Origin of the sequence: Streptomyces sp. NPDC087300, assembly GCF_044744425.1 — a bacterium.
In the GTDB taxonomy this organism is placed as follows: Bacteria; Actinomycetota; Actinomycetes; order Streptomycetales; family Streptomycetaceae; genus Streptomyces.
This window is the reverse complement of record NZ_JBIUYI010000002.1, coordinates 817,785-837,211: the sequence shown is the minus strand read 5'-3', so window position 1 is coordinate 837,211 and position 19,427 is coordinate 817,785. Positions and strand designations below refer to the sequence as shown.

At 72.4% G+C, this 19,427-nt stretch carries 14 protein-coding genes; 6 read left to right on the top strand and 8 right to left on the bottom strand.

What is annotated here, in order from left to right; translation table 11 throughout:
- Positions 1 to 12 precede the first annotated feature (12 nt).
- Positions 13 to 2,454, top strand: a complete 2,442-nt coding sequence (gene glgB, locus ACIO9J_RS09355; protein WP_401995008.1) for a 1,4-alpha-glucan branching enzyme — start codon at positions 13 to 15, stop codon at positions 2,452 to 2,454.
- Here glgB and ACIO9J_RS09350 read toward each other — a convergent pair.
- From ACIO9J_RS09350 to ACIO9J_RS09340, 3 genes are all read right to left on the bottom strand, one after another.
- Positions 2,429 to 4,678, bottom strand: a complete 2,250-nt coding sequence (locus ACIO9J_RS09350; RefSeq protein ID WP_401995005.1) for a HelD family protein — start codon at positions 4,676 to 4,678, stop codon at positions 2,429 to 2,431. The two genes, glgB and ACIO9J_RS09350, sit on opposite strands and share 26 nt — an antisense overlap.
- 171 nt (positions 4,679 to 4,849) lie before the next feature.
- Complete coding sequence (locus ACIO9J_RS09345) at positions 4,850 to 5,182, bottom strand: thioredoxin family protein (protein ID WP_401995002.1); 333 nt, start codon at positions 5,180 to 5,182, stop codon at positions 4,850 to 4,852.
- Between the two features lie 5 nt (positions 5,183 to 5,187).
- On the bottom strand, positions 5,188 to 5,580 hold the full coding sequence (locus ACIO9J_RS09340; RefSeq protein ID WP_401994999.1) for a MerR family transcriptional regulator: 393 nt from the start codon (positions 5,578 to 5,580) through the stop codon (positions 5,188 to 5,190).
- A 291-nt stretch (positions 5,581 to 5,871) separates the two neighbouring features.
- Between ACIO9J_RS09340 and ACIO9J_RS09335 the strand changes: the two genes are divergently transcribed.
- The 4 genes from ACIO9J_RS09335 (at position 5,872) to narI (ending at position 12,575) form a co-directional block, all read left to right on the top strand.
- The gene (locus tag ACIO9J_RS09335; RefSeq protein ID WP_401994996.1) at positions 5,872 to 9,531 is read left to right on the top strand and encodes a nitrate reductase subunit alpha; all 3,660 of its coding nucleotides are present in this window, start codon (positions 5,872 to 5,874) and stop codon (positions 9,529 to 9,531) included.
- Positions 9,531 to 11,153, top strand: a complete 1,623-nt coding sequence (gene narH / locus ACIO9J_RS09330) for a nitrate reductase subunit beta (protein WP_401994994.1) — start codon at positions 9,531 to 9,533, stop codon at positions 11,151 to 11,153. The genes ACIO9J_RS09335 and narH overlap by 1 nt, the downstream gene beginning before the upstream one ends.
- An 85-nt stretch (positions 11,154 to 11,238) precedes the next feature.
- Positions 11,239 to 11,868 carry a nitrate reductase molybdenum cofactor assembly chaperone gene (narJ, locus tag ACIO9J_RS09325; RefSeq protein ID WP_401994991.1) on the top strand — a complete coding sequence of 210 codons (630 nt, stop codon included), beginning with the start codon at positions 11,239 to 11,241 and terminating at the stop codon, positions 11,866 to 11,868.
- Entirely contained in the window at positions 11,865 to 12,575 is a 711-nt protein-coding gene (gene narI / locus ACIO9J_RS09320) for a respiratory nitrate reductase subunit gamma (protein WP_401994988.1), read from the top strand. Before narJ ends, narI begins: the two co-directional genes overlap by 4 nt.
- A gap of 12 nt (positions 12,576 to 12,587) precedes the next feature.
- On the opposite strand, the gene ACIO9J_RS09315 is transcribed toward narI, so the two are convergent.
- From ACIO9J_RS09315 to ACIO9J_RS09305, 3 genes are all read right to left on the bottom strand, one after another.
- The gene (locus ACIO9J_RS09315; protein WP_401994985.1) at positions 12,588 to 13,481 is read right to left on the bottom strand and encodes an NAD(P)-dependent oxidoreductase; all 894 of its coding nucleotides are present in this window, start codon (positions 13,479 to 13,481) and stop codon (positions 12,588 to 12,590) included.
- A gap of 81 nt (positions 13,482 to 13,562) precedes the next feature.
- Positions 13,563 to 14,186: a DsbA family protein gene (locus ACIO9J_RS09310; protein WP_401994982.1), complete on the bottom strand. Its 624-nt coding sequence runs from the start codon at positions 14,184 to 14,186 to the stop codon at positions 13,563 to 13,565.
- A 60-nt stretch (positions 14,187 to 14,246) separates the two neighbouring features.
- Positions 14,247 to 15,185: a MerR family transcriptional regulator gene (locus ACIO9J_RS09305; protein ID WP_401994979.1), complete on the bottom strand. Its 939-nt coding sequence runs from the start codon at positions 15,183 to 15,185 to the stop codon at positions 14,247 to 14,249.
- Positions 15,186 to 15,283: 98 nt separating this feature from the next.
- On the opposite strand from ACIO9J_RS09305, the gene ACIO9J_RS09300 reads away from it, so the two are divergent.
- Positions 15,284 to 16,093 carry an alpha/beta fold hydrolase gene (locus ACIO9J_RS09300; RefSeq protein WP_401994976.1) on the top strand — a complete coding sequence of 270 codons (810 nt, stop codon included), beginning with the start codon at positions 15,284 to 15,286 and terminating at the stop codon, positions 16,091 to 16,093.
- Here the strand turns inward: ACIO9J_RS09300 and ACIO9J_RS09295 are convergent.
- Together ACIO9J_RS09295 and ACIO9J_RS09290 are read right to left on the bottom strand one after the other, a co-directional pair.
- The gene (locus tag ACIO9J_RS09295; protein ID WP_401994973.1) at positions 16,090 to 16,707 is read right to left on the bottom strand and encodes a dihydrofolate reductase family protein; all 618 of its coding nucleotides are present in this window, start codon (positions 16,705 to 16,707) and stop codon (positions 16,090 to 16,092) included. The two genes, ACIO9J_RS09300 and ACIO9J_RS09295, sit on opposite strands and share 4 nt — an antisense overlap.
- 207 nt (positions 16,708 to 16,914) lie before the next feature.
- Positions 16,915 to 19,335 carry an NACHT domain-containing protein gene (locus ACIO9J_RS09290; protein ID WP_401994970.1) on the bottom strand — a complete coding sequence of 807 codons (2,421 nt, stop codon included), beginning with the start codon at positions 19,333 to 19,335 and terminating at the stop codon, positions 16,915 to 16,917.
- Positions 19,336 to 19,427: the final 92 nt, after the last annotated feature.

Here is a 19,427-nt window from a genome sequence, read left to right as displayed (position 1 = left end):
GAGGCTCCTCCAGTGACCCCCCGCCCCCGTAAACCGTCCGACGAAGCCGACGAACAGCCCACGGGCCGAGGGGTCCCGGCCGCCAGGAAGAGCCCGGAGCCCGCCAGGACAGCCAAATCGGCCAAGGCGGCCAAGCCGACGAAGACCGCCAAGACCGCCAAGACGACCAGGACCGCGAAGACCACGAAGCCCGGAAAGCCCGCGAAGACCGCCGCGCCGACCGAGCCCGCCGAGGCCGCTCCCGTAGCCGGTCCCGGGAGTGGCCCCCTCTCTCCCGTCCCCGAAGCCGACCGCGCCCGGCTCCTGAGCGGCACCCACCACGATCCGCACGGCGTGCTCGGCGCGCACCCCGTGCCCGGCGGCGTCGCCTTCCGCGCGCTGCGGCCCTACGCCAGGTCGGTCACGGTGGCCGCCGCCGACCTCCGCGCCGAGCTGCACGACGACGGCGACGGCTTCTTCTCCGCGGTGCTTCCGCTGCGTGCCGCGCCCGAGGGCTACCGGCTGCGCATCGCGTACGACGACGCGGAGCTCGACATCCAGGACGCTTACGGCTTCCTGCCCGCGCTCGGCGAGCTCGACCTGCATCTGATCGGCGAGGGGCGTCACGAGGAGCTGTGGCAGGCGCTCGGCGCCCGGCCGATGGTCCACCAGGGCGCGACCGGCACCCGCTTCACGGTGTGGGCGCCCAACGCCAGGGGCGTGCGGGTCGTGGGCGGCTTCAACTTCTGGGACGGCACCGGCTTCCCGATGCGCTCGCTGGGCGGCAGCGGCGTCTGGGAGCTGTTCGTGCCGTCGGTCGGCGAGGGCGAGCTGTACAAGTTCGAGATCACCCGGCCCGACGGGACCAGGACGCTGCGCGCCGACCCGCTGGCCCGCCGCACGGAGACGCCGCCCGCCAACTCCTCGGTGGTGCACGAGTCGCACCACGAGTGGCACGACGCCGAGTGGCTCGCGCGCCGCGCCGACGTGCCGGTGCACCGTGCGCCGTTCTCCGTGTACGAGGTGCACCTGGCGTCCTGGCGTCCCGGGCTCACCTACCGGCAGCTCGCGGAGCAACTCCCCGCCTATGTCGCCGACATGGGGTTCACGCACGTCGAGCTGATGCCCGTCGCCGAGCATCCCTTCGGCGGCTCCTGGGGCTATCAGGTCACCGGCTTCTACGCGCCGACGGCCCGCATGGGCACCCCCGACGACTTCAAGTACCTCGTCGACGCGCTGCACCGCGCGGGCATCGGCGTCCTGATGGACTGGGTGCCCGCGCACTTCCCGCGCGACGACTGGGCACTCGCCGAGTTCGACGGCAGGACGCTGTACGAACACGAGGACCCGGCCCGCGCCGCGCACCCCGACTGGGGCACCCTGGAGTTCGACTACGGCCGCAAGGAAGTACGCAACTTCCTTGTCGCCAACGCCAGTTACTGGTGCGAGGAGTTCCACATCGACGGCCTGCGCGTCGACGCGGTCGCCTCCATGCTGTACCTCGACTACTCGCGCGAGCACGGCGAGTGGACGCCGAACGAGCACGGCGGCCGGGAGAACCTCGACGCGGTGGCCTTCCTCCAGGAGATGAACGCCACCGTCTACCGCCGCGCCCCCGGCGTCGTCACCATCGCCGAGGAGTCCACCGCCTGGGACGGCGTCACCCGCGCCACCCACCACGAGGGCCCCGGCGGCTTCGGCGGCCTCGGCTTCGGCCTGAAGTGGAACATGGGCTGGATGCACGACTCCCTCGACTACATGACGAAGGAGCCGGTGCACCGCAAGTACCACCACAACGAGATGACGTTCTCGATGGTGTACGCCTACAGCGAGAACTACGTCCTGCCCATCTCGCACGACGAGGTCGTGCACGGCAAGCGCTCGCTGGTGTCGAAGATGCCCGGCGACTGGTGGCAGCAGCGCGCCAGCCTGCGCGCCTACCTCGGCTTCATGTGGGCCCACCCCGGCAAGCAACTCCTCTTCATGGGGCAGGAGTTCGCGCAGGGCGCCGAGTGGTCGGAGGGGCACGGCCCGGACTGGTGGCTGCTCGACCCGGCGTACGGCGCGGAGGCCGACCACCGGGGCGTGCGCGACCTGGTGCGCGACCTGAACATGCTCTACCGGGGCGAACCCGCCCTGTGGCAGCGCGACACCGACCCCGAGGGGTTCTCCTGGGTGGAGGGCGACGCGGCGGAGGACAACGTCTTCGCCTTCCTGCGCCGCGACGCGTCCGGCGCGCCGCTGCTCGCCGTCTCGCACTTCTCACCGGTCGTGCGGCACGCCTACCGCCTTGGCGTGCCCGAGGAGTTCGCCGCCTGGCAGGAGGTCCTGAACACCGACGAGGCGCGCTACGGCGGCGGCGACGTCACCAACCCCGACCCGCTCAAGCCGGAGCCGGTGCCGTCGCACGGCAGGCCCGCGTCGCTGCGCCTGACGCTGCCGCCGCTGGCTACGGTGTGGCTTCGGCCCGCTTGAGCGCGACGGGCAGCTCCCCGGCGTACAGGACGCCGAGGCGCTGGGTGGCCCGCGTCAGCGCCACGTACAGGTCGCTCGTGCCGTACCGCGACGGCTCTACGACGAGCACCGTGTCGAACTCCAGGCCCTTCGCCTGACGCGGGTCGATCAGGACGACCGGCCGCGTCAGGTCCGGGGCCTCCCCGGCCGTCACTCCGGGGAGCTGTGCGGCGAGCTCCGCGTGGAACTCGCGCGGGGCGATCACCGCGAGGCGGCCCTCCTCGCGCGCGTCCGCCGCGACGGCTTCCGCCACGGCGGCGGCGAGGTCGTCGGCGCGGCGCGCCCATGGGTGCACTCCGGTGGACCGCACCGAGCTCGGCGGCCGGAAGTCCGGGTTGCCCGCGGCGCGCGGCACCTCGGCGGCCACGTCCATGATCTCCACGGGCGTGCGGTAGTTGACCCCGAGCCTGGTGTACTCCCAGCGGTCCTCGACGTACGGCGAGAGGATGCTCTCCCAGGACCCGCAGCCGCCCGCCTCCGCGGTCTGCGCGGGGTCGCCGACGAGCGTCATGGAGCGGGTCGGGCAGCGCCGCATGAGCAGCCGCCAGGCCATCGCGGAGAGCTCCTGCGCCTCGTCGACGATGATGTGCCCGAACGCCCAGGTGCGGTCGGCGGCCGCGCGCTCGGCGGCGCTGCGGTGGTCGGCCTCCTCCTGGCGCTCGGCCATCCGCTCGGCGTCGATGATGTTGTGCGCGAGCAGGACCTCGGCGTCGTCCTCGTCCTTGTCCTCGAACTCGTACGTCCGGGAGGCCCGCGAGACGTCAAGGACGCCCTGCGCGTACGCGATCTGCCGGGCCCGCTCGGCCTCGGCCGCCGCGAGCGCGGCGCTGTCGTCGTGCCCGAGCAGCTCGGCGGCCTCGTCGAGCAGCGCCACGTCGGCGGGCGTCCAGGGGGCGCCCGCCGGCCTGCGGACCGCGTCGGCGTCCTGGTCGGCGAGCCGGGTCGGTTCGGCGAGGAAGTCGTCGAGGAAGGCCTCCGGGGTCAGCGTCGGCCACAGCTCCTCGATGGCCGCGTGCACCTCGGGGCTGGCCGCGATGCCCTTGCCGAGCTGCGCGATGTCGTCGGGGCCGAGGAAGTTCGGCCCGCCGTACGGGTCGTGGCCGATGCGCTCGGCGAGCTGGCCGGTGAGCGAGTCGATGATCCGGAACGCGAAGTGCGGCCTGCCCAGGTTGTGCGGCACGTCCGCGTCCCTGGCCGCCTCGCGCGCCTCGTGGGCGATCGTCCAGTCCAGGATCAGGTCGCCGTCGTCGTGCGCGATGACCATCGGCTCGCCCGGCTCGGGCGTCGCCTGCCGGTCGCGCACGGCGCCGGCCAGCACGTCCGCCATCTCCGCGCGGCCCTTCACCTCGGCGGCCGCCGGGGTGTCGGTGCCGGTGGCGGTCACGCCGGGGAACAGCTCGCCGACGGTGGACAGGAGCACGCCCGTCTCGCCGAGCGCGGGAAGGACCTCGCCGATGTAGCCGAGGAAGGCCGGGTTGGGGCCGACGACCAGGACCGCGCGCTTGGCGAGCAGCTCGCGGTGGGCGTAGAGCAGATAGGCGGCGCGGTGCAGCGCCACGACGGTCTTGCCGGTGCCGGGCCCGCCCTCGACGACGAGGACGCCGCGGTGCGGGGCGCGGATGATGCGGTCCTGCTCGGCCTGGATGGTCTGCACGATGTCGTGCATGCGCCCGGTGCGCGCCGAGTCGAGCGCGGCGAGGAGCACCTCGTCGGCGTCGGCGCCCTCGTGGCCGGTGCGGGTGGTGTCGCCGAGGTCGAGGATCTCGTCGTGCAGCCCGGTGACCTCGCGGCCCTTGGTGGTGATGTGCCTGCGCCTGCGCAGACCCATCGGCGTGTGGCCGGTGGCGAGATAGAAGGGGCGTGCGACATCGGCACGCCAATCGATCACGAGCGGGGTGCGCTCGGTGTCGGACGCGCGGATTCCGATGCGTCCGATGTGGTGGTCGTGGCCGTCGCGGAATTCGAGCCTGCCGAAGCAGAGCCCGTTCTCCTCCGCGTTCAGGGCGGCGAGCACGCCGGACTGCTCCGCCACCATCACATCGCGCTCAAGACGCGCCTGAAGACCGTTGCCCACCTGCGACAACGATGCCTGCACGGCGGTCTCGGCCTCCTCGCGCAGCGCGTCCAGGCGCGCGTACAGCCCGGAGACGAATTGCTGCTCTTCCCGCAATTCCTCGGTTGACAATTCAGCCCCTCGCCGGTTACAGTGCTCTTATTGAACTTCTTCGCGACGCCATCCTGCTTGAATGTCACAGCAATTGGACAGAGCTTGGACAGAGCTTCGCGAAAGAATCCAATATACGCAGAGAAATGCCCCGGACGTCAATTCGTCCGGGGCATTTCTCGTGGCGCTGGCTCAGAGCACGTCGGCCAGCTCCGCCAGGAGCCTGCGCTTGGCCAGCGCGCCCACCAGCTGCTTCACGGGCTCACCGGCCCGGAACACGATCATGGTCGGCGCCGAGAGCACCCGGTAGGCGATCGCCGTCCCGGGGCTCCGGTCCACGTCCAGCTGGACGATCTTCAGCCGCTCGGCCTCCTCGCGCGCCAGCTCGCTCAGGACCGGCGCCAGCTGGCGGCACGGCCCGCACCAGTCCGCCGTGAACTCCACGAGCACCGGCCGGCCCCTCTCCCCCAGCACCTCGCCCGCGAAGTCCTCGTCCGTCACCTCGGCCACACCCGCAGCTCTCATCGCCCTCATCCCCTCAGTTCGCACTTCGGCTCCGGACCGCCCGGAGTCGCCGCCTCGGCCCGCGCGAGCTGCGCGCCGACCTGGGCGCGCACGGCGGACAACTCGCCGATCAGCGCGTCCAGTTCGGTGAGCTTGCGGCGGTACACCGCGAGCGACGCCGGGCAGGAGTCGCCCTCCGGATGGCCGGAGCGCAGACACTCCACGAACGGCCTGGTCTCCTCCAGGTCGAAGCCGAAGTCCTGCAGTGTCCTGATCTGTGCCAGGAGCCGCACGTCGTCCTCGTCGTACGTGCGGTAGCCGTTGCCGGTGCGCCGCGCGGGGAGCAGCCCGCGCGACTCGTAGTAGCGCAGCGTCCGCGTGGTCGTCCCCGCACGCGCCGCGAGCTCGCCGATTCGCATGTCCTCGACCGTAAGCGTTGACGTGGGCGTCAAGGCCAGCGCCCGGCGGCCGCGGGTGCCCGGTGGGCCGCCGCGCCCGTCCGCTGACCGATGCCTTGGCCTCCGCTATACGAACAACGTTCCTTCGCCAACGTGAAGTAAAGATGCATTCCCGATCCATCCAAGTGGCGAGAAAGTGCTTCTGTTCACAAGCGGAAGCGGGAGCAGGCTGTCATCCGCACGCGATTCGCGGCGCGGCGGGCAGACCTGCTTCCGCAGGTTCGGCATGCCCATTTCCGGAAGGGGCACGGCGTGGGGCTTGGCAGGACCGGGCAGAAGGCGGAGCGGGCCGCCGCCGAAGCGGCCGAGCGGCTGTTGCGGGCGGGCGGGCTGCTCAGCAGGACGCCGCGCACCCCCGACCAGCGGGCCGCGTTCCGCACCGACCAGAGCGTCAACGACACCCCGTACCGGGAGCGTTGGGCCCACGACAAGGTGGTCCGCTCCACCCATGGCGTGAACTGTACGGGCTCCTGCTCCTGGCAGGTGTACGTCAAGGACGGGCTCATCACCTGGGAAACGCAGGCGACGGACTATCCCACGACGGGCCCCGACCGCCCCGAGTACGAGCCCCGCGGCTGCCCGCGCGGCGCCTCGTTCTCCTGGTACACGTACTCGCCGACCCGGGTGCGCTACCCGCATGCGCGCGGCGTCCTGGTGGAGATGTTCCGCGAAGCGAAGCGGAATCTGGGCGGGGATCCGGTGGCGGCCTGGGCCGAGGTGACGAACGACCCGGACAAACGGCGCCGCTACCAGGCCGCGCGCGGTAAGGGCGGCCTCGTGCGGATCAGCTGGGAGGAGGCCCTGGAGATCGCGGCCGCCGCCCATGTTCACACGTTGCAAGTGCATGGTCCGGACCGCATCGCGGGCTTCTCGCCGATCCCCGCGATGTCGATGGCGTCCCATGCGGTCGGAGCCCGCTTCCACGCGCTGATCGGCGCGCCGATGCTGTCGTTCTACGACTGGTACGCGGATCTCCCGGTGGCATCGCCGCAGGTCTTCGGCGACCAGACCGACGTACCGGAGTCCGGCGACTGGTGGGACGCGGCGTATCTGATGCTGTGGGGCTCCAACGTCCCCGTCACGCGCACCCCGGACGCGCACTGGATGGCCGAGGCCCGCTACCGGGGGCAGAAGGTCGTGGTCGTCTCCCCGGACTACGCGGACGCCACGAAGTTCGCCGACGAGTGGCTGCATCCGCACCCGGGCACCGACGGGGCGCTCGCCATGGCGATGGGGCACGTGATCCTCAAGGAGTGCTTCGTCGACCGGCAGGTCCCCTACTTCGCCGACTACGTCCGCAGGTTCACCGACCTGCCGTTCCTGGTGGAGCTGGCGGAGCGCGGCGGCGGCCACGTGCCCGGCGGCTTCGTCACGGCCGCCGACCTGGACCTCGCGCAGGAGGCGGAGACCGCGGCGCGGCGGTGGATGCCGGTCCTGATCGACGCGCCGAGCGGCGAGGCCGTCGTGCCCAACGGCACGCTCGGCGACCGCTGGGCCAAGGGCGGCGAGGGCCGCTGGAACCTCGATCTGGGCTCCATCGAGCCGGAGTTGAGCCTGTACGCCGACGGCGACTGCGCGTCCGCGCGGGTGCTGCTCCCCCGCTTCGAGACGGACGGCGGGACAGTGGCGCGCTCGGTGCCCGTGCGGCGCGTCGGCGGGCGCCTCGTCACCACGGTGTTCGACCTGATGCTCGCCCAGTACGGGGTGGCAAGGCCCGGCCTGGAAGGCGAGTGGCCCGCCTCGTACGAGGACGCCTCGATCCCCTGCACGCCGGCCTGGCAGGAGGGGCTCACCTCGGTGTCCGCCAGTGCCGTGGTGCGCGCGGCACGGGAGTTCGCGCGGACCGCCGAGCAGACCCGCGGCCGCTGCATGATCGTGATGGGCGCGGGCACCAACCACTGGTTCCACTCCGACACGATCTACCGGTCCTTCCTCTCCCTGCTGCTCCTGACGGGCTGTCAGGGCGTCAACGGGGGCGGCTGGGCGCACTACGTCGGCCAGGAGAAGGTCCGCCCCTACGCGGGCTGGCAGCAGCTGGCCACCGGGGCCGACTGGGTGCGCCCCTCGCGGCAGATGGCGGGCACGCCGTACTGGTACCTGCACACCGACCAGTGGCGCTACGAGGGCTCGGGCACCGAGCGGTTGGCGTCGGCGACGGGCCGCGGCACGTTCACCGGACTGCACACCGCCGACCTGGTCGCCCGCTCGGTGCGCCAGGGCTGGATGCCGTCCTGCCCCACCTTCACCGACAACCCCCTCGACCTCGGGAGCCGGGTGCGCGCGGCGGGCGCCGAGCCGCAGGAGTGGGTGCGGCGGGAGCGCGACGAGGGCCGCCTCTCCTTCGCCTGCGAGGACCCCGACGACCCGGCGAACTGGCCGCGGGTCCTCACCGTGTGGCGGGCCAACCTGATCGGCTCGTCCGCCAAGGGCAACGAGTACTTCCTGCGGCACCTGCTCGGTGCCAGCGACAACGCGGCCGCCGAGGAGGCGCCACCGGACCAGCGCCCGCGCGAGATCACCTGGCGGGACGAGGCGCCACGGGGCAAGCTCGACCTGCTGCTCGCCCTCGACTTCCGGATGACGTCGACCACGCTCTTCGCCGACCTCGTGCTGCCCGCCGCCACCTGGTACGAGAAGCACGACCTGTCCAGCACGGACATGCACCCCTACGTGCACGCCTTCTCCCCCGCGATCAACCCGCCCTGGCAGGCCCGCACCGACTTCGAGATCTTCCAGGGCCTGGCCGCCGAGGTGAGCCGGCTCGCCCGCGGCCGCCTGGACGTACGGCACGACCTGGTCGCCACCGCCCTCCAGCACGACACCCCCGACGAGGCGCCGCCCGAGGGCCCGACCGAACCGCGCTACACGCTGGTGGAGCGCGACTACACCGCGCTGGCCGACCAGTTGGGCGCGTTCGGCCCGCTGCCGGACGCGTCGGGCATGCAGGTGCGCGGCCTGACCGTGCACACCGGCGCGGAGTCCCGGTGGCTCGCCGAGCGCTGCGGCACCGCCGCCGGGGGCGTGGCGCACGGCAGGCCGCTCCTGGACACGGACGTCAAGTTCTGCGAGGCGATCCTGGCGCTCTCGGGCACCACCAACGGGCGCATCGCCGCCGAGGGCTTCGACCGGCTCGCCGAACGGTGCGGTCCCGAGAGCGACTTGAGCGAGCTCGCGGCCTCCGTCGCCGAGCGGCGGATCGTCTTCTCCGACACCCAGGCCCGCCCCGTCCAGGTCGGCGCCAGCTTCGAGTGGTCCGGCAAGGAGGGCCACGACCGGCGCTACGCCCCGTTCACCATCAACACCGAGCACCGCAAGCCCTGGCACACCCTGACCGGCCGCCAGCACTTCTACCTCGACCACGAGTGGATCGCCGAGTTTGGTGAGCAACTGCCCGCCTACCGGCCCCCGTTGGACCTCTCCGAGCAGACCCGCGCGTACGAGAACGGGGACGAGCGGTCGGTGACCGTGCGCTACCTCACCCCGCACTCCAAGTGGTCCATCCACTCCGAGTACCAGGAGAACCTGCTGATGCAGACCCTGGCCAGGGGCGGTCCCGTCATCTGGATCAGCCCCGACGACGCGGCCGCCATCGGCGTCGCCGACAACGACTGGATCGAGGCGGTCAACGCCAACGGCGTCGTGGTGGCCCGCGCGATCGTCTCGCACCGCATGCCGGCCGGCACCGTCTTCATGTACCACGTGCAGGAACGCCTGGTGAACGTGCCCAAGTCCGAGGCCACCGGGCGGCGCGGCGGCGTCCACAACTCCCTGACCAGGCTCCTGATCAAGCCCACCCATCTGATCGGCGGCCACGCCCAGCTCTGCTTCGCCCCCAACTACTACGGCCCCACCGGCAACCAGCGCGACGCCCTGACCACGATCAGGCGCCGCAACCAGGAGGTCACCTACTGATGCCCCGCCGCAAAGCGCCCCTCGGGCGTGTGATGGCACAGGTCGCGATGGTCATGAACCTCGACAAGTGCATCGGCTGCCACACCTGCTCGGTCACCTGCAAGCAGACCTGGACCAACCGCGACGGCACCGAGTACGTCTGGTTCAACAACGTCGAGACCCGCCCCGGGCAGGGCTACCCCCGCGGCCACGAGGACCAGGAGAAGTGGCAGGGCGGCTGGCAGCTCAAGCACGGCCGCCTGGTGCCGCGCGGCGGCGGCCGCGCCCGGCGCCTGGCCCGCCTCTTCGCCAACCCCCAACTCCCCTCCCTGTCCGACTACTACGAGCCGTGGACGTACGACTACGAGAACCTCACCACGGCCCCGCTGGGCGACGACGTGCCCACCGCGCCGCCGCGCTCACTGATCGACGGCCGCCCCACCGAGGTGACCTGGGGGCCCAACTGGGACGACGACCTGGGCGGCGGTCCCGAACACATGGCGGGCGACCCGGTCCTGCGCAAGATGAACGAGCAGGTGCGCCACGAGTACGAGGAGGCGTTCATGTTCTATCTGCCGCGGATCTGCGAGCACTGCCTGAACCCGTCCTGCGTGGCGGTGTGTCCGTCCGGGGCGATGTACAAGCGGATCGAGGACGGCATCGTCCTGGTCGACCAGGACCGCTGCCGGGGCTGGCGGATGTGCGTCAGCGGCTGCCCGTACAAGAAGGTGTACTTCAACCACCGCACCGGCAAGGCCGAGAAGTGCACGCTCTGCTACCCGCGCATCGAGGCGGGTCAGCCCACCGTCTGCTCCGAGACCTGCGTGGGGCGCCTGCGTTACCTCGGCGTGATGCTGTACGACGCCGACAAGGTGGGTGAGGCCGCGTCCGTCAAGGACGAACAGGACCTGTACGCGGCCCAGTTGGAGTGCTTCCTCGATCCGAACGACCCCGGGGTGGCGCGCGCCGCCGAGGAGTCGGGCATCCCGCACGACTGGATCACCGCCGCCCGCCGCTCCCCGGTGCATGCCCTGATCAACACCTACAAGGTGGCGCTCCCGCTGCATCCGGAGTACCGCACCATGCCCATGGTCTGGTACATCCCGCCGCTCTCCCCGGTCGTGGAGTCGCTGACGGCCACCGGGCACGACGGCGAGGACCCGGCCAAGCTGTTCGCCGCGATCGACTCGCTGCGCATCCCCGTCGGCTATCTCGCCGGGCTCTTCACCGCGGGCGACCCGGCCCCGGTGGAGGCCGCCCTGTGCCGTCTCGCCGCGATGCGCTCGCACATGCGGCGCGTCAACCTCGGCGAGGAGCGCGACGAGAACATCTCCCGCGCGGTCGGCATGGACACCGCGGGCATCGAGGCGATGTACCGGCTGCTGGCCCTCGCCAAGTACGAGGACCGCTACGTCATCCCGACCAGCTACACGGCCTCCACCGGCCGCAGCGCCGAGGAGCTGGCCGCCGGGTGCAGCCTCGACGGCGCCGACGGGCCCGGCATGTACACCGCCGACACCTTCCACGCGCCGCCCGTGCCGGAACCGGCGGGCGCGGGCGCGGGCGCGGGCCGGGGCCGCTTCAACCTCTTCGGCTGGAACGGCGCGGGCCGCCCCGACGGGCTCTTCCCCGGCCAACGCTGAGACCTCTCACGGCACCACCACCGACAGCACCGACGCCCCGCATCGCACCACCCCGGAAACCCCCCACCGGAAAGCAGAAACAGACATGACGTACACCGCGGTCCTGCACCAGGCCGCTTCCCTTCTGCTGCAGCACCCCGGCGCCCGCTGGGTTGAGCGCCTGCCCCTGATCCGCGCCTCGCTCACCGGACTGCCCGGCGACGAGGCCGACATACTGCGCCGGTTCTGCGACTCGGTCGCCGGCACCCCTCAACTGGAGCTGTCCGCCCGCTACATCGTCACCTTCGACCGCAGCCGCCGCCGCACCCTGCACCTGACCTACTACACCGACGGCGACACCCGCCGCCGCGGCGAGTCCCTGCTGCGCTGGCAGCACCTGTACCGCGAGCACGGCTGGTACCCGCCCGCCGACGAGCTGCCCGACTTCCTGCCGCTGGCCCTGGAGTTCGCCGCCCGCTGCCCCGCCCCCGGCATCCGCGCCCTCACCGAGCACCGCGCCGCCCTCGAACTCCTGCGGATGGCCCTGACCGACCACCGCAGCCCGTACGCCGACGTGCTCGGCGCGGTCTGCCACACCCTGCCCGGGGCGGCCCCCGCCGACCGCGCCGCCGCCCTGCGCACGGCCCGCACCGGTCCGCCCGTCGAGACGGTCGGCCTGCTGCCCTTCGCCGACCTGCCGACGCCGACGGCACGGCCGCAGGAGGCCCGGCGATGAACCATCTGCACATCGCCCTGTGGGGCGTGCTGCCCTATCTCGTCGTCGCCCTGCTCGTGACGGGCACCGCCTGGCGCTACCGCTACGACCGCTTCGGCTTCACCACCCGCTCCAGCCAGCTGCACGAGCACCGCCTGCTGTCCGTCGGCGGGCCCCTCTTCCACTACGGCCTGCTGTTCGTCGTCGCGGGCCACGCCATGGGCCTGCTCATCCCCGAGTCGCTCACCGAACGGCTCGGCGTCCACGAGTGGCTCTACCACGTCAACGCGCTCGCCGTCGGCGGCACCGCGGGCCTGGCCACCCTCGCGGGCCTCGGCATCCTGCTGCACCGGCGGCTGCGCGTGCCCGCCGTGCGCGCGGCCACCAGCCGCAGCGACCGCGCCGTCCACCCGGTCCTGGCCACCGTCCTGCTCAGCGGCCTGTTCGCCACGGCCACCACGCTCGCCCCGCACCCCTACGACTACCGCAGAGGCGTGGCTCTCTGGTTCCGCTCCCTGTTCACCCTCGATCCCGACGTCGCCGCCATGTCCCACGCGCCGCTCGCCTACCAGGCGCACGCCCTGCTCGGCATGACGCTGTTCGCCCTGTGGCCGTTCAGCCGCCTGGTGCACGCCTTCACCGCCCCGGTCGGCTATCTCGCCCGCCCCTACGTCGTCTACCGCTCGCGGGGCGCGAGCACCCGGATCCCCGCGGCGCCCCGCCGCTGACCCGGGCCCCGCTCAGGCGGGGTCGCGGATGCCCGCGACCGTCGCCGCCCACTCGTCGGCCCCGTGCCCGAGGTCGATCGCCCTGCGGGCCGCGGTGAGCACGCCCCGCAGGGCGGACGCGTCGAGGCCGCGGTGCTCGGCGGCGTGCACGATGTGCTCGACGTTCGCGGCCTCCACGACGAGGTTGCTGGCCTCGGCGGGAAACGTGCCGGAGTCCAGGTCGGCGGCGGTGCCCTCGACCGAGCTCGCCAGGAGCGAGATGTTGGCCTTCAGATAGGGGACGAGGGCGGCGGCGGACACGCCGTCCTTCGCTGCCAGGGCGAAGCCGTGCACCATGCCGTACATCGCGGTCCAGAAGAAGTCGAGCAGGGCGAGGTCGTACACCGCGGCGAGGCCGTGGTCCTCGCCCACGTAGGCGCTCTGGCCGCCGAGCACCGCGAGCGTCGCCTCGTACTTCTCGTACGCGGACCTGGTGCCGCTGTGGAAGATCAGCGCGTCCGGCGTCCCGATCAGCTGGATCGGCACCATGACCGAGCCGTCCAGGTAGTCGACGCCGAGCCCGGCGGCCCAGGCGGCGGCCTCGCGGGCGCGTTCGGGGGTGTCGGACGTGAGGTTCACCAGGAGGCGTCCGGCGAAGTCGGCGGGGTCCGCCCGGTCGAGGATGGCCTGCGCGGCGGCGTAGTCCACGACGCAGACGACGACCACCTCGCCCGCGCGGACCGCTTCGGCGGGGGTGGCGGCGCGGGTGGCGCCCCGGGCGACGAGGTCGTCGCCCTTGCTCTGCGAACGGTTCCAGATCGTGGTGGGATGACCGGCGTCCAAGAAGGCGCCCGCGAGGGCCCGGCCCATGGATCCGAGGCCGAGGACGGTGACGGGAGGAAGGGAGTCCGTGTGCTGGTTCGTCATGACGACCATGCTCGACGGCCCCTCAACTCCCCACAAGTCCCGACTAATTAGTCAGGTACCCACCAGAAAGTAAGCATGGGCTCAGCCGAAGTCCAGCTCCCCGTAGGGCCGCCTGAACTCGTGGAAGCCCGGCTCCCCGGCCATCAGGACCACGCCGTCCCACAGCCGCCCGGCCGCCTCGCCCCTGGGGGCCGGGGAGACGACGGGCCCGAAGAGCGCGCCCGCGCCCTCGACGCGGAGCACGGGCGTGCCGACGTCGTCGCCCACCAGGGCGACGGCCGCCTCGTGCGAGGCGCGCACCGCGGCGTCGTACTCCGCGGTCATCGCCACGGACACCAGACCCGCGGGGAGCCCCGCCTCGGCGAGCGCGGCCGCCATGCCCGACCAGTCCTGCCGGGCATGGAGGTGGGCGCCGAGGGCGTCGAAGTACCGCCCGAGCGCCTCGTTGCCGTGCCGCTCGCGCACCGCCGCGCAGACTCTGCCGTGCGCCTTCATGTACTCCCCGTACAGCCCCTCGGGGTCCTCCGGGTCGACGTCCCGGTCCTCGTTGAGCGCGGCCAGGCTCATCACCCGCCAGCGCACGGCGATGTCCCGCACCCGCTCCACCTCGCGCAGCCAGCGCGAGGTGAGCCAGGTGTACGGACATACGGGGTCGAACCAGAAGTCGACGTGCACGCGGTGCCGTTCGGTATCGCTGACGTTCACTCAAACACCGTACGCCTTCCGTAAGTTGAGGCTTACGTACGCCCCTCGGGGAGTCGTGCGTCACGCCCTGTCCGCCGACCGGGCCAGGGCGGCCCTGAGCCAGTCGTCGGCCGCTCCCGGCGTCGGTTCGGGGCGGCGTCCCGAGGCAGGCGCGGTGAGTTCGGCGACGAGGTCCCAGTAGCCGTCCAGGCGCTGTTCGGCGGCGAGCCTTCGGTCGAGTCCGTGCCGGAAGCCGGGGGTGTCGCGGGCGCCGAGCGCGCCCGCGTGGGCGGCGACGAAGCAGTCGAGGGCCTCGCCCCGGTGCGGCGCCAGGCCTTCGCGGACGTCGGCCGCCGCCAGCGCGTACGCCTCGACCATGCCCTCGTACAGCACCTCGGGGCGGTAGCCGCGCCCGCCCCTGTGCGCCTCGGGCTGGAAGCGCGCGCCGCCCGTGCAGGGCGTGGAGACGAACGCCTGGAGCCGGGCGAAGGCGAGGACTTGGGCGGGCGTCGGATCGTCCGGAACCGGCGGCACGGCCCGCTCGACGACCGTGGCGACGACCCGCGCCGACATCCGCGCGGGCAGCCAGCCGCGCCAGAAGCGGGCGAGCGGTGCGGTGCTCGGCGGCGCGGCCAGGGCGCCGACCAGACGCAGCCGCTCGGGGCGCTCCCGCGCCGTGCAGTCGGCGACGAGCCGCAGCGCGGCCTCGCGCCAGCGCAGCGCGGTCAGGCGCGAGCCGACCTCGCGCAACCGCCCCGCGATGGCGCCCTCCAGCGCGTCCCCCAGGGCGTCGTCCCGCGCCAGGACCCGGCCCACCTCGGGCACCGGCAGGTCGAGGGCGCGCAGGGAGCGGATGAGGCGCAGCCGGTCGAGCGCCTCGGGGCCGTAGCGACGGTGGCCGCCCGCGCTGCGGGCGGCTTCGGGCAGCAGCCCTCGGTCGGAGTAGAAGCGGACGGTCTTGACGGTCGCGCCCGCCCGCTCGGCGAGCTGGCCGATGCTCCACAGGTCGTCGGTCGGCACGGCTTGAACCTCCCTCAGGGGGAGTTCCTACGGTACCGGCGAGCGCGGCGTCACCCCGGTGCCGGCCGCGCGGACCGAGACGTACGAGGAGGACTCTCATGACGACGTTCGTGCTGGTGTCGGGCGGGTACACGGGCGGCTGGATCTGGCGGGACGTGGCGGCGGGACTGCGGGCCGCGGGCGCGGAGGCGCATCCGGTGACGCTGACCGGCACGGGTGAGCGCCGCCATCTGGGCGGTCCGGGGACGGACTTGGAGACGCACATCGAGGATCTGACGCAGCTGCTCGACCACCTGGACGCGCCCGAAGTCGTGCTCGTCGGCTACTGCTACGGCATCTACCCGGCCGTCGGCGCCGCGGACCGGCGTCCGGGCCGGGTGGCACGGCTCGTGTATCTCGACTCCCCGATGCCGCAGGACGGCCGCTCCATGCTGGACCAGGTGCGCGAGCAGATGCCCGAAGGGGCGACCCGTGAACGCGTGCTGAGCCTTCGGGAGCGCGCCGAGGACGGCTGGCGGATTCCGGCGCCGACGCCGCGGGAGTGGCGGGAGTGGGGGAACCTCGCGGGCGTGACTCCGCGGGCGCTGGACCGGATCGTGCGCCTGGCGTCACCGCAGCCGCTCGGCCCGCTCGACCAGAAGCTGCGGCTCACCGGGGCGGTGGCGGACGTGCCGGTCACGGGCGTCTTCTGCACCGAGGGCGGCTCGATGGACATCGCCACCCTGGAGGGCCTGGTGGCATCCGGCCTGCCGCTGGTCCAGGGCCTGGTCGGCCCCGGCACGGGCTTCTTCGAGATCGCCACCGGGCACTGGCCGATGATCTCCGCCCCCGGCGAACTGACGGACGTGCTGCTCAAGTCCGCCGAGGGGGAGGGGCATCGGCTCGCGGCCCCTGCCGCTCGCGCCTAGCCGGCGCTTCCATCGGGCTCGCCGCCGGCCTTGTCGTAGGTGAGGAAGATGGTTCCGCTGTCGAGCAGCTTGGCGTCCGTACGCTCGTACAGCGTGGGCTCGAAGGCGCTCTTGTTCCCGAACAGCGGGATGCCCGAACCCAGCGCCATCGGGCTGAGCTTGACGACGAGCCGGTCGATCTCACCGCGCAGCACCCCGGCGAGCTCACCGCCGCCGCACAGCCAGATGTCCTTGCCCTCCTCGCGCTTGAGCTCGCGCACCCGCTCGACGGGGTCGGTGGCGACGAGCTCGACCTCCGGGGCGGGGAGTTCGGAGAGGCTCCGCGAGAACACCAGGTGCCTCAAGTGCGGGTAGCAGTCGGGGATTCCGGCGTCGACACCGATCTGGAACGTCTTGCGCCCCTCCAGGATCGTGTCGAAGTGGGCCCCCTCGCCACTGATGCCGAGGGCGGCCCTGGCCGGGGCGGGCAGCGTCTCCGGGTAGGTGGCGGCGAGGTGCTCCACATAGTCCTGCGCGACGGGCCAGAACCCGTCGGGCCCGGTGGGGTCGGCGCCGTCGGGCCCCGCGATGAATCCGTCGATGCTGACGGCGATGAAGTAGACGAGCTTTCGCATGTGACTCCTGTGGATCCCAGGGTGGAAGCGGCGCCCCGCTGTACGCGACGCTTGTTGTACTTCAAGTGAAGTGGTCAGAACGTAGTACTTCAGCTGGAGTGGTGTCAACGGTTTTCTTGGAAGCTGTCTGCCGGGCCGGGGGTCATCCCCTTCCCCGTGGTCGTCGGCGCAGGCCGGCGCCGAGGGGGACGGGGCCGGTGGGCCGCTTCAATCCCGCGGAGCGGGGTTCTGGACCAACCACTCCTGGAGTTCGCTGTGGCGGAACTCGTAGGCGCCGCCGACGATGCGGAGCAGGCCGGCGTGGTAGGCCCAGGCGAGGAAGGCGCCGGGGGACAGGGGCAGGCGGCCGAGGAGGCACGCCGTCAGCAGCAGGAGCCAGTAGGCCAGTCGCTCCACGACTGCCGTGGTCGCAAGCACGAGGGCCATGAAGACGACCCCGGCAAGCCCGAATTGCGATGCGACGCCTGTCCCCGTGAGGAACGGCACGAACAGAATGATCGGCACCAGCCACACGCCGGCGCTCCCCACCCGGCGCACCGCAGCCCGTGTCCGCTCCGCCCCCTGTTCTCCGAGCAGTGCGCATCCCAGGACGTAGCAGACGATGAGCCCGAGCGTGATGCCCGACGCGAGTCCGCCGTTCGGCCCGAGCGGGACATCGCTCCAGGCACAGCCGCACGCCAGGCATCCTCCCAGGAGCGAGAATCCGTTCGCGGTACCGCTGGAGTACAGATAGGAGCCGCCGAAGAACAACGCGACCACCCAGAAGACGAGCCCGTCCCCGGAGATCACACGGGCCACCAGCCCGGCGCCCAGACCGAGTACCGGGAGTACCGCGCAGGTAATGCGCCCCCGCTCACCTGTGTACGCGACGAAGGACTCCTGGACCACGAAGGAACAGGCCAGGGAGACGACCAGGACGCATCCCAGCACGTATCGCGCCTGGGCCGGGACCTCCACGTACCAGTCATTGACCCACACCACCGCGCCCAGCACCATCACGCCCACCAGAGCCCCCGTGTGGAGGATGACGACACACCCGCGCCGAACGGCCCCGCCCAACCTCTCGAGTGTCGGCACCCGCCGCACACCCACCCGTTCCGGGGGCCGCCACAGCCCCTCCTCGAACAACGGGAGCGCCGTGGTGACCGCAACACTCAGCGCCGTCCCGACCGCTACCGCCCAGGCGCTCCCGACCTGTTCCCCGCGGACCCACCACTCCTCGGGAAACAGGCGCGCCAGCGTGTCCGGGACCACCAGCAGGACCGCCGCGGCCAAGGCCAGGGCGATCGCCACGTACAGGGTCACCCTCACTCCCCGCCCGACGACCCGCCCCGGCGGCGCGATCTGCCCTTGAGGCCCCGCCACGCTCCGCAGCCACCGGTGCACCGCTCTCGGCTCGTACTCCGCCTGTCTCCCCCACACCGAACGCGCCCCCGTCACACTCAGCCGGGCCTGCCGCGCGGCGGCGTTCGCCGCGGCCGTGGCGGCGGCGACACAGTGCGCCAAGAGGTGTTCGCGCAGTTCGTCTGAGGTGTCGAAGCCCGTCAGAAGGCGGTGCGGCCTCGTCGGCCCGCCGTACACGGACAGGGCGAGGCTCAGATAGAACGGCGAGCCCAGCACCTCGGTCACCGCGCTGTCCGGCGCCGCGTCGCGCATCGCGTCGGCCACCGCGTCCATCGGGGAGCTCCGCCCGTCGGACCGCAGGTCCACGTACGTACGGGCCTGGTCGGCGTCGACCCCGTCGATGCGCAGGAGCGTCGCCTCTCTCAACCAGGCATGGTGTTCGGCGAGTTCGGTGTAGCGACGCTCACGGCAGGTCAGCACGAGCGGTGCACTGCCGACCACGGACTGATAGGCGTTGAGCTGTTCCAGGGCCTGGCGGGCGCGGGCGGGGCCGCGCTCCCCGGCGGCGTCGCTTTCCGTGTCCATCTCGTCCAGGCCGTCAAGCACCGGAATGACCAGGCGGCGCGCGACCAGTTGGACCGCGGCCGCGCCGGCCACCTCGTACAACGTGACGAGGTTGGCCGTGAGCCAGCGCTCAAGGCCGCCCTCGGCCCCGCGGCGGCTCCACCAGCGGCGAGTGCGCGGCGGCGGCAGGTCACGGATCGAGAGGCGGACCGGTACCGGAGAGCCGGGGGCACGCACCGCGAGGAGACGCACCACGAGATGCACCGCGAGGACCGTCTTGCCCGCGCCCGGCGCCCCGGTGACGATCAGGCGTCCCGGCGCCGCACAGTACGAGCGCGCGACGTCGGACAGGCGCTGCCGGCCCGGCGGCTCCGCGCCACCCGGGCGGGGCACCACATCGAGAGGAAGGTCCATGAGGTGTGCGCCGGTGCCCAGGATGTGGGTGCGCTCGGCTACCTCCACGTCCTCGACGGACCGTGCGAGCCGGTCCAGTTCGACCGCAAGCCCCTCGCTCTCCCGCTGCAGCCGCAGGGCACTCAGGCTGAGGGCCGAGCCGACGAGCAGGCCGATGACAGCGAGCGGGAGTCCCAACACCCCCGCGACGTCCTGGGGTGCGAGGCCGCCTCGGCCTACCGACCAGGCCGCCCAGCCCCCGCTCGCCAGCAGGGTCGTCACCCCGGCGGCCAGCAGCCATCGCACGCCCTGCCGCGGCCACCCCATGGACGGCAGCATGCCCGACGACCGACGGCCGGACCACCCCGTGCGCGGGGTGGTCCGGCCGTCGGTTACGCACCTGGTCGACAGGCGTTCCG